This window comes from Synechococcus sp. CCY 0621 (assembly GCF_019038465.1).
Taxonomy (GTDB): Bacteria; Cyanobacteriota; Cyanobacteriia; order PCC-6307; family Cyanobiaceae; genus Cyanobium.
In genome coordinates, this window is record NZ_JAFKRH010000031.1 from 88,841 (window position 1) to 102,833 (window position 13,993).

Annotated in this window: 15 protein-coding genes; 12 read left to right on the forward strand and 3 right to left on the reverse strand. The window is 68.3% G+C overall.

The genetic code is table 11. From position 1 onward, the window contains the following. Positions 1-37: 37 nt before the first annotated feature. Complete coding sequence (locus tag KUG43_RS09725) at positions 38-319, forward strand: NAD(P)H dehydrogenase assembly family protein (protein ID WP_286194604.1); 282 nt, start codon at positions 38-40, stop codon at positions 317-319. Here the strand turns inward: KUG43_RS09725 and KUG43_RS09730 are convergent. Further along, entirely contained in the window at positions 279-1,604 is a 1,326-nt protein-coding gene (locus KUG43_RS09730; protein ID WP_286194605.1) for a M16 family metallopeptidase, read from the reverse strand. The two genes, KUG43_RS09725 and KUG43_RS09730, sit on opposite strands and share 41 nt — an antisense overlap. Then, positions 1,601-2,845, reverse strand: coding sequence for a M16 family metallopeptidase (locus KUG43_RS09735; RefSeq protein WP_286194606.1), 1,245 nt, complete (start codon positions 2,843-2,845; stop codon positions 1,601-1,603). The genes KUG43_RS09730 and KUG43_RS09735 overlap by 4 nt, the downstream gene beginning before the upstream one ends. 72 nt (positions 2,846-2,917) lie before the next feature. Here KUG43_RS09735 and KUG43_RS09740 point away from each other — a divergent pair, with 72 nt between their 5' ends. The 11 genes from KUG43_RS09740 (at position 2,918) to KUG43_RS09790 (ending at position 13,593) form a co-directional block, all read left to right on the forward strand. After that, on the forward strand, positions 2,918-3,670 hold the full coding sequence (locus KUG43_RS09740) for a phycocyanobilin:ferredoxin oxidoreductase (protein ID WP_216908534.1): 753 nt from the start codon (positions 2,918-2,920) through the stop codon (positions 3,668-3,670). A gap of 116 nt (positions 3,671-3,786) precedes the next feature. Beyond that, positions 3,787-4,551, forward strand: a complete 765-nt coding sequence (locus tag KUG43_RS09745) for an HlyD family efflux transporter periplasmic adaptor subunit (protein ID WP_353617993.1) — start codon at positions 3,787-3,789, stop codon at positions 4,549-4,551. A gap of 15 nt (positions 4,552-4,566) precedes the next feature. Continuing rightward, positions 4,567-5,733, forward strand: coding sequence for an ABC transporter permease DevC (gene devC / locus KUG43_RS09750; protein ID WP_216908538.1), 1,167 nt, complete (start codon positions 4,567-4,569; stop codon positions 5,731-5,733). Between the two features lie 5 nt (positions 5,734-5,738). Further along, on the forward strand, positions 5,739-6,470 hold the full coding sequence (locus KUG43_RS09755; protein WP_216908540.1) for a DevA family ABC transporter ATP-binding protein: 732 nt from the start codon (positions 5,739-5,741) through the stop codon (positions 6,468-6,470). 42 nt (positions 6,471-6,512) lie between these two features. Beyond that, positions 6,513-6,668: an Asl3888 family RNA-binding protein gene (locus KUG43_RS09760; RefSeq protein ID WP_011293689.1), complete on the forward strand. Its 156-nt coding sequence runs from the start codon at positions 6,513-6,515 to the stop codon at positions 6,666-6,668. A gap of 117 nt (positions 6,669-6,785) precedes the next feature. Then, on the forward strand, positions 6,786-7,724 hold the full coding sequence (locus tag KUG43_RS09765; protein ID WP_216908542.1) for a glycosyltransferase family 2 protein: 939 nt from the start codon (positions 6,786-6,788) through the stop codon (positions 7,722-7,724). 108 nt (positions 7,725-7,832) lie between these two features. Further along, on the forward strand, positions 7,833-8,549 hold the full coding sequence (gene rpsB, locus KUG43_RS09770) for a 30S ribosomal protein S2 (protein ID WP_216908544.1): 717 nt from the start codon (positions 7,833-7,835) through the stop codon (positions 8,547-8,549). 38 nt (positions 8,550-8,587) lie between these two features. After that, positions 8,588-9,247: a translation elongation factor Ts gene (gene tsf, locus KUG43_RS09775; RefSeq protein ID WP_216908546.1), complete on the forward strand. Its 660-nt coding sequence runs from the start codon at positions 8,588-8,590 to the stop codon at positions 9,245-9,247. A gap of 10 nt (positions 9,248-9,257) precedes the next feature. Further along, positions 9,258-10,358, forward strand: a complete 1,101-nt coding sequence (locus KUG43_RS09780; RefSeq protein WP_216908548.1) for a hypothetical protein — start codon at positions 9,258-9,260, stop codon at positions 10,356-10,358. 38 nt (positions 10,359-10,396) lie between these two features. Next, entirely contained in the window at positions 10,397-12,850 is a 2,454-nt protein-coding gene (gene recG, locus KUG43_RS09785; RefSeq protein WP_216909026.1) for an ATP-dependent DNA helicase RecG, read from the forward strand. Positions 12,851-12,885: 35 nt separating this feature from the next. Next, positions 12,886-13,593 (forward strand): M15 family metallopeptidase, encoded by a 708-nt coding sequence (locus KUG43_RS09790; RefSeq protein WP_216908550.1) that lies wholly within the window; start codon positions 12,886-12,888, stop codon positions 13,591-13,593. Here KUG43_RS09790 and KUG43_RS09795 read toward each other — a convergent pair. Continuing rightward, positions 13,566-13,967 (reverse strand): hypothetical protein, encoded by a 402-nt coding sequence (locus KUG43_RS09795; protein ID WP_216908552.1) that lies wholly within the window; start codon positions 13,965-13,967, stop codon positions 13,566-13,568. The genes KUG43_RS09790 and KUG43_RS09795 overlap by 28 nt on opposite strands. Positions 13,968-13,993: the final 26 nt, after the last annotated feature.

The window sequence follows — 13,993 nt, forward strand, 5'->3', positions numbered from 1 at the left end:
CTGAGAAGGGCCCCCAGCCCGCTGAAGCGCCGTACCGATGCCGGATCTCACCCCCACCGATCCTGCGCCAGGGGAGGGTCTGCCGCTGGAGGCACCGGTGGTGATCCATCTGGGCGATGCCGTGCGGCTGCGCCAGCCCCTGCGCTACCTCAAGACCGCAGACCCGATGCCGATGCTGCGTCCCCCGGATCTGGTGGATCCGGGGGAAGTGGGCCGGGTCGTTGAAATCCGGGCGCTGGAACTGAGGGCCATCCGTTTCCGTCGGGGCACCTTTCTGATCAACCTCTCCGATCTGGAGCCGGCCTCGACGGACGGCTGAGTGCATGCTTCAGCCAGGCCTGGTGCGCCTGCTCCAGGGCCGGGGCTGGCCCCACCAGGCTCAGGCTGGGGGCGACCAGCCAGCGGCGGGCCGCCGCCCGCAGATCCTCGGGGCTGATCCCGGGTGCCCGCTCCATCACCTGGCGCACATGGTCGGAGGGCAGGCCATGGCTGAGCACAAGGGCCTGGCGTTCAGCGATCTGGGAGCAGGTCTGGCGCCCCATGGCGTCCTGCCCCTGGAACTTGGCCAGGGCCAGCAGCCGTGAGCCCTCGTCCAGGAGCTCCTCCAGGAGCCGCTGCCACTCCTCCAGCAGGCAGGTGGTGGCCTCGGCCACCCGCTCCGCCGACGTGGACAGGTGCATCACAAAGGGCGGAGCGCCGCGATAGGCCGGCAGGTGAACACCGACGTCGTAGGCCAGACCACGCTCCTCCCGCATGGTGATGAACAGTCGGCTGGACATGCCGAGGCCCAGGTGCGCCTGCAGCAACCGCAGGGCCAGGGCATCGGGATGGGCCAGGGGAACGGTCGCGGCCCCCAGCATCAGCACCACCTGTTCGGTGTCCTGCACCTGCTGGCCAAAGTGGCCCGTTGCCCGTGGTGGACCGGCGAACGCCTGCGGCCGGGGGGCGTGGGTGTTCCAGGGGGACGCCGCCAGTTCCCGCTCCAAAGCCGCCTCCAGGGCATAAGGGGCGTCGCCACAGAGCACCAGCACGGCCCCGTCAGCCCCGAGGCCATCCACCAGAGGGCGCAGGTCCTCCGGTCCGAGACCGGCCAGCTCGGCCTCGATTCCGAGGGGGTCATGGCCGTAGGGGCCGTCGCCGTAGAGCAGGCGGCGCAACTGGTCGTGGGCCAGCTGGAAGGGGTCCTCCTTCTGGCGCTGCAGCATCTGCAGGTTGAGCTGCCGTTCGATCGCCACCTGCTCGGGCTCCAGCCGCGGCCGCCGCGCCATCGCCAGCAGCAGGGGCACCAGGGTGGGGGCGTCGTCGGCGGCACATTTCAGGGCCAGCACCAGACCGTCCTCATGGGCCTCCACCCGCAGGGCGGCGCCGGCCCCCTCGACGCAATCGGCCAGGGCCTCGGCATCCAGCTCGCCGCAGCCCCGGGTCATGCTGCCGGCCAGCAGCTGGTGGGCCCCCCGGCCTCCGGCCGGGTCCCGGCCGCTGCCGCCTGGAATGGCCAGTCGCGCCGCCAGGATCGCCGGCCCTGGCCGATGCAGGATCCTCAGGGGCAGGCCGCCGTCCAGGGTGCGGTGGTCCTCGGCGCTGGCAGGCGTAGCGAGGCTCATGCCGGCACCGCCTCGAGCAGGCAGGCCCGGGCCGGATCCAGCAGGTCCAGCATCTGCTCCTGGAGCCGGTCTGGCGACCATCGGTCCAGCAGTGCCAGGGGGTGGTCGAGGGGCTGGCGCCGTCCCCAGAGGCGGCTGCTGCCGATCAGGCCCGCCACGCCGCCAGGGGATTCCAGGGAAAAGCGATAGCCGTTGGCCACCAGGCGGCGGGCCCGCCACCATTCCTGTTCGCCGAGGCTCTCCTGGCGCAGCTCCTGCCACACCTGGGTGATGGCCTCCCGCACGGCCGCCAAATCCTCCTCGTCGCAGACCGCCTCCAGCAGGGCGAAGCTGCCGCCCTCCATGGCGTGCAGGTCCAGGTCGATGCTCTCGACGATCTGCAGCTGCTCCCGCAGGCGGTCAACCAGACGGCTGCGGCGTCCCTCCGCCAGCACGGTGGTGGCCAGATCCGCCCCCGCCAGTCCTTCCACATCGCTGGCGGCCGGCAGCCACCAGAGCATCAGCAGCCGGGCGGCCTCCAGTCGCGGCAGGGCCAGTCGGTGCACCCCCGGGGTGACATGAAGCGTTGCCGGGGCCATGGCCGCGCTGGTGGCCGGCAGGCCCGCGAGGGGGCCTGCCGCAGCACGCGCCAGCAGATCGCCATCCGCCACGGCGCCGCTGAGGGCCAGGACGCAACGGCCGGCGGCGTACTGGCGCTGATGAAAGGCGGCCATGGCGGCCGGGTCGTGGGCCACCAGCGCCTCGCGCCGACCGAGGATCGGCAGGCCGTAGGGGTGATTGGGGCAGGCCAGGGAGAGCAGGCGCTGCAGGGCCACCTCCTCGGGCTGATCCTCGCTCTGGGCCAGTTCCTCCAGCACCACCTGCCGCTCCATGGCGAAGCTGTCCGGATCGAGGCGGGGCTGCAGCACCAGATCCATCAGCAGATCCATGGCTTCAGCGGCCCCCTCCGGCGGCATCAGAGCGTGGAAGTGGACATCGTCGAAGCCGGTGGCGGCATTGCTGCTGCCGCCCAGAGCCTCGATGCGGCGATCAAATTCGCCGGCCGCCAGCCCGTCACTGCCCTTGAACACCATGTGCTCGAGGAAATGGGCCATGCCGCTTTCCGCCGGGTCTTCGAAGGCGCTGCCGGCCCGGCACCAGAAGTCGATGCAGACCAGGGGGGCGTCCTTCAGATCGAGCTGCACCAGTTCGACGCCATTGGCGAGGGTGTGGCTGACGGGGTCAGCCAGCCCAGGCAGCAAGGACCCGCAACAACCCAGGGACACACTCACGGACGCATGGCAGGATCCGCATTCTGCTGTCACGACGTGTCCATGGGTGAGGTCGCTGCGGCCGGAGTTGGTGGTACCCACCCGCTGGTGGATGGCCTGGCGGAGCGGATCCGGCTCTGTCGCAACACGCTGCCGGATCTGGCGCCGTTGGCGATCGATCCCGAGCTCGAGGCCATCAGCGGCAGCCTGGACGGGGATGCCCTGTTCATCCGCAACGAGGTGCACCGCTGCCGCGGCATGCGCAAGCTGCATCTGGAGACGGCCCGGCTAGGCGCCGGACTGCAGATCCTCCACTGTGTTTTCTTTCCTGATCCCCGCCACGATCTGCCGGTGTTCGGCGCCGACATCGTGGCCGGCAAGGCCGGGGTAAGCGCCGCCATCGTTGACCTCTCGCCGGTCGGGGAGGCGTTACCGGCGACGATCGCCGCGGCCCTGGCCGCCCGCCCCCGTCCAGGCTTCGAGCAGGTGAGGGAGCTGCCGCCCTGGGGCTCGATCTTCTCGCCGCATGTGCTGTTCGTAAGGCCGGTGTCGGAGGCGGAGGAGCAGGGGTTCGTCGAGGAGGTCGCCGCGTTCCTCGGGGTGCTCGCCGAAGCCGCCAGAATCAGCCCTTCCCAAGCCCATGACCACCCAGCTACCGTTGCGCGATGGCAAGCGCAGTTAAGGTATTGCAAGCAACAGAAACAAAACGACAAGACCCGCAGGGTCCTGGAGAAGGCCTTCACCCCCCAGTGGGCGGATCGCTACATCGAAGACCTGCTCTTCGACGACCCACCGGCCCCTGGCGCAACACCCTGATCGTCGCCGGTTTGTTGGCCGCTGTGGCACTCACTGTCACAGGTGTCCGCAGAATGCTCTCAGCCAAGCCGGTAGCTGCCCCTCTAGTCACGCGTGCACCCGCCCCGATCAAGGCGGTGGCAGCTCTTGGGCGCCTCGACCCTGCCGGAGACATTCGTGTCCTGGCAGCCCCGATCACTGGCATCGGCGGCAGCCCCCGCATCACCCAGCTCTTGGTGGGGGAGGGTGACAAGGTGAGTTCCGGCCAGCTGTTGGCACTCTTCGACAACCAGCCCGTTCAGAAGGCCGAGCTCAACCTGATCCGTACACGCATCACCAACCTCATTCGCCGCCTCAGCATTCAGCAACGGGATCTGGACCGTTACAGGCGTCTCGCCAGTGACGGGGCCTATTCAGCAGCGGATCTTGATGTGCTTGAACAGCGAACTCTCGAGCTGCAGGGGCAGCTGCTGGAGGCAAAGGCGGCGCTGCTCAAGGCGAGCACCGACCTGGTCAACACCGAGTTGCGTGCCCCCATGGACGGCACCGTGCTGCGCATTCAGTCCCGTGTCGGCGAACGCCCTGGCGATAAGGGAATCCTTGAGCTGGGTGCGAGTGACCGGATGGAAGCTCTCCTCGAGGTCTACGAGAGCGACATCGATCGGGTGCGTCTTGGCCAGGCTGTGAACCTCACCAGTGAAAACGGTGGTTTCAGCGGCACCCTCAAGGGCACGGTCAGCCGCATCAGTCCTCAGGTGCGCCAGAGATCAGTGCTTTCCACCGACCCCACCGGAGATGCTGATGCCAGGATCGTGGAAATTCGCGTGCGGCTTGACGCCAACGATGCGGCCAGAGTCAGTGATCTCACGGGCCTGAAGGTGATTGCCCGGCTGGTCCCCTGAAATCCACGCCAAGTGATGCATTTCTGGCAAGCTCGAAAAATTCCCCTGGCGTGGTTGCTTCTGACCCGTCAGCCGATGCGGCTGGCGGTTGCCTTGGCAGGCATCGGCTTTGCAGGTCTGCTCATGTTCATCCAGCTGGGTTTCCGCGACGCGCTCTTTGACTCCAGCGTCACGATCCACAAGCTGTTTGACGCTGATCTGGTGCTCCTGAGTCCACGCACGACCAGTTCCATCCGAATGGCCAGTTTCCCCCGACGCAGGCTCATCCAGACCATGGCTGATCCTGATGTTGCGGAAATTGCCCCTGTGCATTGGGATTTTCTGCTCTGGAGAAACCCTGAAAACTTCAGTAATCGCCCCATCCTCGCCCTCGGATACGAACCCACGGATACCGTGTTTCTTGATCCAGCGGTCACGGAACAGTCCAGCCTGCTGTCCCAGAAGGGTCGCGTCATTTTCGATGAACTTTCCCGCGATGAATTCGGTCCCATACCCGAATGGTTTCGCCAGGGACGCACCGTCGAGACAGAAGCAGCTGGCAAAAAGCTTCGCGTGGCTGGTCTCTTCACCGCAGGCCCTTCCTTCGGAGCCGACGGAACGCTTCTCACCAGCACCGAAACGTTTCTCAGTCTGCTGCCCAACAACCCTCAGGGCGCTATTGAACTTGGGCTGATCCGTCTGAGACCGGGAGCAGACCTCCTGCAAGTGAAAAAGAGCCTCGGACGCCTTCTACCTGATGATGTAAAGGTTTTCACCATGCAGGACTTTGTAGATCTGGAGATGAACTACTGGAAAAACAGCACAGCCATCGGATTTATATTTGCACTTGGTGCTGCCATGGGTTTTGTTGTCGGCTGTGTCATTGTTTATCAGATTCTCTACTCCGACGTCAGTGACCACTTGCCTGAGTACGCCACCCTCATGGCGATGGGATACAAGCTGTTTACTCTGCTCGGTGTTGTCGCCCGAGAAGGCTTCTTGTTGGCGCTCATTGGTTATGTTCCTGCCTATGGGATTAGTCAGCTTTTATACATCTTCATACAGTCAGCCACAAAACTTCCCGTCATGATGGTTTTCGACAGAGCGGTGCTTGTGTTTGCCATGATCCTCGTGATGTGCATGGGCTCGGCAGCCTTGGCCATGCGCCGTCTCGGCGACGCCGACCCGGCCGAAATCTTCTGAAGCCCATGACGGTCTCGCTCCAGGCCGATGACACGGCTCGCGGCGCCTCCACCATCGTCTCGGTGCGGGGTCTGAGCCACTGGTACGGCACCGGCTCCATGGAGCGCCAGGTGCTGCAGGGCATCGACCTCGACATCCACCCCGGGGAGGTGGTGCTGCTCACGGGACCCTCCGGCTGCGGCAAGACCACCCTGCTCACGCTGGTGGGGGCCCTGCGCCAGGTGATGGAGGGATCGGTGCGGGTGCTGGGCTGCGAGCTCAAGGATTCCAGCCGCCACGAGCGCCAGCTGCTGCGCCGCAGCGTCGGGATGATCTTCCAGGGCCACAACCTGCTGCGCTGCCTCACGGCGGAGCAGAACGTCCAGATGGGGGCCGACCTGCTGCCGGATTTGGGCTATCGCGCCCGTCGCGATCTTTCCCGGGAATGGCTGCGGGCCGTGGGGCTGTCCGACCACCTCGGCAAGCTCCCCCACGACCTTTCCGGCGGCCAGAAGCAGCGGGTGGCGATCGCCAGGGCCCTGGCCGCCCACCCCCGCCTGCTGCTGGCCGACGAACCCACCGCCGCCCTCGATAGCCGCACCGGCCGGGAGGTGGTGGATCTGCTCAAGCGGCTGGCCCGGGATGAGGGCTGCGGGGTGCTGATGGTGACCCACGACCCGCGCATCCTCGATGTGGCCGACCGGCTGGTGCGCATGGAGGATGGCCGGCTCTGGGCCAGTGAGGTCCTGGTCGGTTGAGTAGGGTGGAGCCTGACAGTCTTTTCGAAGCGCCGAAGCCCTATGTCGAAACGCAGGAACCTGAAGAAGGAAAAGCAGGAACGCAACCGGGCCTACGCCCGCAAGTTCAAGAAGCGCAAGCTGCGTAACGACGGCCGTGGTGAAGGGGCCGGCAACGGTGTGACCGGCACGGCCAACAACGGCGGCGCCGCGGACTGATCGCGCCTGTCCGGTCATGGCGACACCGGGGGGATTCGATCGGGATCCCCCCTTTTTCATGGCCGCCTTCCCCATCTCCTTGCCGCTGCCTACGGCCCTGCCACGCCCCGGACCCCGATGTTCATCAGCGTCGTCATCCCCACCTACAACCGGCTGCCGATCCTGCGCCAGTGCCTGCAGGCCCTGGAGCGCCAGGAGACCGGCGGCCCCCTGCAGGCCTATGAGGTGGTGCTGGTTGATGACGGCTCCACCGATGACACGGTGCGCTGGCTGGATGCCCATGCCACCGCCTTCCCCCATCTGCGCCTGATCCGCCAGGACCACGGCGGCCCCGCCGAAGGCCGCAACCGGGGGGTGGACGAGGCCCGCGGCGACGTGATCGTCTTCATCGACAGCGACCTGGTGGTGACGGAGCGGTTCCTGCTGCACCACGCCACGGCCCTGCAGCGCGCCTGGGCGGAGAGCGGCGATCGGCTCTGCTTCACCTACGGCGCCGTGATCAACACCCACAATTTCGAGGCGCCCACAGCGGAGCCCCACAAGCTGCGCGATCTCTCCTGGGCCTACTTCGCCACCGGCAACGTGGCGATCGATCGCCGGGTGCTGGAGCAGTCCGGTCTGTTCGACACCGGCTTCCGTCTCTACGGCTGGGAGGACCTGGAGCTGGGGGAACGGCTGCGCCGCATGGGTGTGCGGCTGGTGCGCTGCCCCGAAGCCGTGGGCTACCACTGGCATCCGCCCCTGAGCCTGGATCAGATCCCGGACCTGGTGCGGGTGGAGCGGGAACGGGCCCGCATGGGCCTGGTGTTCTACCGCAAGCACCCCACCTGGCGGGTGCGCTTCATCATCCAGTACACCTGGCTGCACCTGGCGTTGTGGGAGTTGCTCACCCTGGGCGGCCTGATCAATGAGCGCAGCCTGCGGCCCCTGCTGCGCTGGCTGATCCGCCACGGCAAAGCGGGTCTGGCGATGGAGCTGCTGCGCTTGCCCCTCAATCGTTTCGGAGTGCGGGCCCTCCATGCCGAAGCCCGCCAGCAGGGCCATTTGGTAGGTTGACTGGGTAACCCCAACACCGCACACCTGCACGTTTCGGGTGATCCGCTGCCTGTCCTATGGCGCGGCATCCCTGGCAGGTGGAGGCCAACCCGAAACCCCCCAACACCCATGGCTGTCGTCACTCTCTCCGAGATGATGGAAGCTGGTGCCCACTTCGGACACCAGACCCGTCGCTGGAATCCCAAGATGTCGCGCTACATCTATTGCGCGCGCAACGGAGTCCACATCATTGATCTCGTGCAGACCGCCGTCTGCATGAACAACGCCTACAAATGGACCCGCAGTGCTGCCCGCAGCGGCAAGCGCTTCCTGTTCGTCGGCACCAAGAAACAGGCCTCCGAGGTGATCGCCCAGGAAGCCGCCCGCTGCGGCGCCTCCTATGTCAACCAGCGCTGGCTGGGCGGCATGCTCACCAACTGGAGCACGATGCGCGCCCGCATCGACCGGCTCAAGGACCTGGAGCGCATGGAGTCCTCCGGCGCCATCGCCATGCGGCCCAAGAAGGAAGCCGCCGTGCTTCGCCGTGAACTCGACCGTCTGCAGAAGTACCTCGGTGGGCTGAAGAACATGCGCCGCCTGCCCGATGTGGTGGTGCTGGTGGACCAGCGCCGCGAAACCAACGCCGTGCTCGAGTGCCGCAAGCTCGACATTCCGCTGGTGTCAATGCTCGACACCAACTGCGATCCGGATCTCTGCGACGTCCCCATTCCCTGCAACGACGACGCCGTGCGCTCCGTGCAACTGGTGCTGGGCCGCCTTGCGGATGCCATCAATGAAGGCCGCCATGGAGCCCAGGATCAGCGCAGCGGCGACGACGACGCCTGAGCCCTTCACTCCCTCCCGACCTCCCTCCCACCCAACCCATGGCTGAGATCACAGCGAAGCTCGTCAAGGAACTGCGCGACAAGACCGGCGCGGGCATGATGGACTGCAAGAAGGCCCTCACCGAGTCCGGTGGGGATGCCACCAAAGCGGCCGAATGGCTGCGCCAGAAGGGCATCGCCACCGCCGAGAAGAAGGCCGGCCGCACGGCGGCTGAAGGGGCCGTCGGCAGTTACATCCACACCGGTGCCCGCGTCGGTGTGCTGGTGGAGGTGAACTGCGAGACCGATTTCGTGGCCCGCGGTGAGCTCTTCCAGGAGCTGGTGCGCAACGTGGCGATGCAGATCGCCGCCTGCCCCAACGTGGAATACGTCACCACCGACGACATTCCCCCTGAAGTGGCGGAGCGCGAGAAGTCCATCGAGATGGGTCGCGACGATCTCGCCGGCAAGAAGGAGGAGATGAAGGTCAAGATCGTGGCCGGGCGCATCGGCAAACGCCTCAAGGAACTGGCCCTGATGGACCAGCCCTTCATCCGCGACAACACCCAGACGGTGGGTGAGATGGTCAAGTCGGCCGCCGGCAAGACCGGCGAGAACATCCGCGTGCGCCGCTTCACCCGCTACACCCTCGGCGAGGGCATCGAGGTGGAGCAGTCCGACTTCGCAGCGGAAGTGGCGGCGATGGCCAAGGCGGCCTGAGCCGGAGCCGTTGAGCGAACCCTCCGACGCGATCGATCTGCCGGGTCAGTTGCAGGCCCTGACCCGGCAGCTGACCGCCTCGAACCCGGAGCTCTATCGCCATGTGGCCCTCTATCTGCAGGTGCTGCGCCAGGTGCTGCCCCAGCGGGTGCAGCAGGCCTGCTTCCATCTGGCCACCCAGGTTCACCCCCATCGCTACGCCGAACTCCCCGAAGAGCGCCGTCGCCTGCTGCTTGGCCAGATCAACGAGCTGGTGAGCCGTTGCTCCAGCCTGCTGACGGTGGAGCAGCTGGTGATCCTCGCCTCCCAGATCTCCCGCGAACGTCAGCGGCGGGAGCGCCACGAGCGCCAGCAGCTCCTGGAGGAACTCTCCTGGGATGGGGAGTCCCCCGACCGTTCTCCCGAGCCGGAACCCCTCCCGCCAGGGTCGGTGCAGATCGCCATGGCTCCGCCCCTGAGCGGGGCCTCCTTCCTGATGGCAGCGCTGGCCCATGGGGCTGGCGTGGCCGCCGATGACCGCCCTTCCGACGACGAGGAGGCGGACGAGGACACCGATGGCGACGTCCAGGCCGAAGCCCAGGACCAGCCCGTTGACGACGAACAGGACGACGACGATGAGCCTGCATCCCCGCAGGATCAGTCCCTGTGGCAGGCGGGCCGGTTACCGGAAGATCCCGAGCAGGTGCTGCGCTGGATGGATGGCATGGAGCTGGCCCTGGGCCGGCGTCTTCGCAACCTGTCCCATGCCATCAACGTGGAGCTGCTGCGGGGCGGCGTCAGCCGCAGCCTGCTGCCGGTGAGCCTGCTGGATGCGGTGCTCGACGGTCAGCTGGAGACCATGGCCGCCCCAGCCAACCTGATGCGACTGCCCCTCCCCTTCGGCGCCAGCCGTTCCCCCCAGGCCCACGCCATGGCGGTGCTGCTGCGCCCCGTGGAACTGGAACTGGAAGAACCCCGGCTGCGCACCTGCCGGCGGCGGCTGCAGCAGCATCGCCAGGAGGTTCGCAGAATGGCCCAGCAGTTCCGTCGTCTGCAACGGCGGTCACGGATCCATCAGGCCGAACAGCTTTGGCTGCAGGACATCCGCCCCCCATCGATTCCCAGCGACTGACCGGGTCCTCCGACGGCCAGGGAGGGGGCGCGTCCGCCCTGGACGCTGTCGATGCCTGGTGCACCCCCCTGCAGCTCGCCTGCCGTCTGGAGGCCGAAGCCGGCTTTGGCGATCTCCAGGGACGGCGGGACCGTTTCAGCGGCTTCGTCAGCGCCAGCCTCGCCGCTCCGGTGGCGGGGCTCGAGGCCGCCGAACGCCAGCAGCTGGCCGCCCTGGCCCGTGACTTCGGCGGCTATGGCGAGCTGGCCCTGGGGAGCCGCCAGGGCCTGGTGCGCAAGCTGCGCCAGGCCCTGCATGAGCTGCGCTGCCGCCGCCGGGAGGTCTTGCCAGTGGCGCCCCCACGGCTGCGGCTGGCGGCGCCCCCCGCACGCTCCGCGGCCCGCTTGACCGCCCAGACCCCCCTTTCGGAGGTGGCCGGCATCGGGCCGAAGACCGCCACCCGGCTGGCCGCCCTGGGGCTGCTGGTGGTGCGCGATCTGGTGCACCACTACCCCCGCGACTACCTCGATTACGCCCATCTGGTGCGGATCGCCGCCCTGGAGCCGGGGCGGACCGCCACGATCGTGGCCACCGTGCGTCGTTGCCACGCCTTCGGCAGCCCCCGCAACCCGAATCTGGCGATCCTGGAGCTGCATCTCCAGGACGTCACGGGTCGCCTCAAGGTGACGCGCTTCTTTGCCGGCCGCCGCTTCAGCAGCCCCGGCTGGTTGAAGTCCCAGCAGCGGCTCTACCCGGTGGGGGCCACGGTGGCCGTAAGCGGCCTGGTCAAGGAGAGCCCCTACGGCCCTGGCTTCGCCGATCCCCTGCTGGAGGTGCTGGAGGCCCCCGGGGCGCCGGTGCGCTCGGAGCAGATCGGCCGCTTCGTGCCCGTCTATGCCCTCACCGAGGGCCTCAACGGCGAGACCCTCGCCCGGGCCATCGCCGCGGTGCTGCCCTCGGCGATCCGCTGGCCGGATCCGCTGCCGGAACCCCTGCGCCTGGCGTTGGGGTTGGTGGGCCGTGGCGAGGCCCTGCAGGGCCTGCACCGTCCCGCCGACAGGGAGGAGTTGCAGCGTTGTCGGCGGCGGCTGGTGTTCGACGAGTTCCTGCTGCTGCAGCTGGCCCTGGGTCAGCGGCGCGAGCGCCTGCGCCGCTCACCGGCCCCACCGCTGCTGCTGCCCGTGGATGGCGAAGACCTGGTGAGCCGGTTCCTGGCCCTGCTGCCGTTCCCGCTCACCGGCGCCCAGAACCGGGTGCTGGCCGAGATCCGCGCCGACATGGAGCGGCCCCAGCCCATGGCCCGGCTGGTCCAGGGGGACGTGGGCAGTGGCAAGACGGTGGTGGCCCTGGCGGCCCTGCTGGGCGCCATCCAGGCGGGCCATCAGGGGGCCCTGATGGCCCCCACCGAGGTGCTGGCGGCCCAGCATTTCCACAAGCTGGCCGGCTGGCTGCCCCAGCTCAACGTCAGCATCGCGTTGCTCACCGGCTCCACCCCCGCCCGCCGCCGCCGCCAGATGCTGCAGGACCTGGCCAACGGGCAGGTGAACCTGCTGGTGGGCACCCACGCCCTGCTCGAGGACCCGGTCCAGTTCGACCGCCTCGGCCTGGTGGTGGTGGATGAGCAGCACCGCTTCGGTGTGCGCCAGCGCAACCGGCTGCTGGCCAAGGGGCTCCAGCCCCATCTGCTGACCATGACCGCCACGCCGATCCCCCGCACCCTGGCCCTCTCGATCCATGGCGATCTGGACATCAGCCAGATCGACGAACTGCCGCCGGGTCGCACCCCCATCCGCACCCGCCTGCTGCGGGGATCGGAGCGCCCCAGTGCCTGGGAGCTCGTGCGCCAGGAGGTGGCCAAGGGTCAGCGGGCCTACGTGGTGCTGCCCCTGGTGGAGGAATCGGAGAAGCTCGACCTGCGCTCGGCGGTGGAGGTGCACCGCCACCTTGATGAGGAGGTGTTCCCCGCCCTTGCTGTGGGGCTGCTGCACGGGCGCATGACAGGCGAGGAGAAGCAACGCGCCATCAGCGCCTTCCAGGAGGGGCGCTCCCAGGTGCTGGTGTCCACCACGGTGGTGGAGGTGGGGGTGGACGTGCCGGAGGCGAGTGTGATGGTGATCGAACATGCCGAGCGCTTCGGACTGGCCCAGCTGCACCAGCTGCGGGGCCGGGTGGGCCGGGGCGCCGCCGCCTCCCATTGCCTGCTGCTGCACGAGGGCGACAACGCCATGGCCCGCCAGCGGCTGGAGCTGCTGGCTCGCAGCAGCGACGGCTTCGAGATCGCCGAGATGGACCTGAGACTCAGGGGCCCCGGCCAGGTGCTCGGCACACGCCAGTCGGGGCTGCCGGACCTGGCCCTGGCCAGCCTCAGCGACGACGGCGCCGTGCTGGAGGAGGCCCGGCTGGCGGCGCGGCGCATCCTGGCGTCGGACCCTGGCCTGGAACGCCAGCCGAACCTGCGCGAAGCCCTTGAAGCCCAGCGGCGCCGTTCGGTGGAGGCGGCCCAGTTGAATTGATCCGGCCCACCGGGCCGACCCGTGCCCACCGCCCCATGCCCCCTCTGCGCCCCTGGAGTCCGATCCCCATCGCCGAGGCCGGCGACCCCCTGGACGAGCTGCCGGCGACGCTGTGGCGACTGGAGCCCCATCCGTATCAGGCCCTGGGGGCGCCCTACGGCACCGGCGCCAGTCCGTTCCGGCTGAGGCGGGGGGTGATCGCCCGGCTGAAGATGGCCCAGGGCCTGCTTCAGCAGCAGCAGCCCCACTGGCGGCTGGCGATCTTCGATGCCTGGCGCCCCCTTGCCGTGCAGGCCTTCATGGTTCGCCACGCCTTCTGCGAGGTCTGCCGGGAGCGGGGCCTCGACCCCGATGCGATCGGACCTGCCCAGGCGGCCGTGGCGGCGGAGGTGGATCGCTTCTGGGCTCCGCCGAGCCCTGATCCGGCCACGCCGCCCCCCCACAGCACCGGGGCGGCGGTGGATCTCACCCTGGCCGAGGCCGACGGCCAGCCCCTGGCGATGGGCGGGGAGATCGACGCGATCGGGGCCATCTCCCATCCCGAGCACTACGCAGGCTCCTCACCTGGCAGCGAGGCTGCCGACTGGCACGCCCGCCGGCGCCTGCTGGCGGCGGTGATGGGGGCGGCGGGGTTTGCCCAGCACCCGAACGAGTGGTGGCACTTCAGCCACGGTGACCAGCTCTGGGCCTGGCGATGCCAGGAGCCGCAGGCGCTCTATGGCGCCGTCGCCGGGGAGGGTTGAGGCGCGGCCACGGGGATCACCGTGCCGGGCAGGGTCAGGCCCAGGGTCCTGAACAGCACGCTGGCCTGGGGACGGGTCAACAGCCCCTTCTGGACGCAGCGCTTGAGGCTGGCCAGGGTCAGGTCATCCTGGACGCGGCGCAACTTGGCCAGCACCTCGGGGCTCTGGTCGGCGTAAGGCCGCAGGTGGTTCTTGTAGGAGGCGCTGATCGACTCCGGTTTGCAGGCCTGGGGGTCTGAATCGAAGTACTGGACAGGCGCCTCGGGGGGCCGGGGGCGTTCCGCCGCCTCGCTGGTGCGGCCGGCCCCGGGCAGGAAACCCAGCAGCACTCCGCAGAGCAGGGCCTGGACGGCGACGTCCGTACGGTTCGGCATGCGCAGGAGCTGAAACGTGACCAACG

Coding starts and splice junctions, on each gene's coding strand:
- devC (WP_216908538.1), top strand. CDS start 4,567: ATGCATTTCTGGCAAGCTCGAAAAATTCCCCTGGCGTGGTTGCTTCTG.
- KUG43_RS09790 (WP_216908550.1), top strand. CDS start 12,886: ATGCCCCCTCTGCGCCCCTGGAGTCCGATCCCCATCGCCGAGGCCGGC.
- KUG43_RS09795 (WP_216908552.1), bottom strand. CDS start 13,967: ATGCCGAACCGTACGGACGTCGCCGTCCAGGCCCTGCTCTGCGGAGTG.
- KUG43_RS09740 (WP_216908534.1), top strand. CDS start 2,918: ATGGGTGAGGTCGCTGCGGCCGGAGTTGGTGGTACCCACCCGCTGGTG.
- rpsB (WP_216908544.1), top strand. CDS start 7,833: ATGGCTGTCGTCACTCTCTCCGAGATGATGGAAGCTGGTGCCCACTTC.
- KUG43_RS09725 (WP_286194604.1), top strand. CDS start 38: ATGCCGGATCTCACCCCCACCGATCCTGCGCCAGGGGAGGGTCTGCCG.
- KUG43_RS09730 (WP_286194605.1), bottom strand. CDS start 1,604: ATGAGCCTCGCTACGCCTGCCAGCGCCGAGGACCACCGCACCCTGGAC.
- tsf (WP_216908546.1), top strand. CDS start 8,588: ATGGCTGAGATCACAGCGAAGCTCGTCAAGGAACTGCGCGACAAGACC.
- KUG43_RS09760 (WP_011293689.1), top strand. CDS start 6,513: ATGTCGAAACGCAGGAACCTGAAGAAGGAAAAGCAGGAACGCAACCGG.
- KUG43_RS09755 (WP_216908540.1), top strand. CDS start 5,739: ATGACGGTCTCGCTCCAGGCCGATGACACGGCTCGCGGCGCCTCCACC.
- KUG43_RS09765 (WP_216908542.1), top strand. CDS start 6,786: ATGTTCATCAGCGTCGTCATCCCCACCTACAACCGGCTGCCGATCCTG.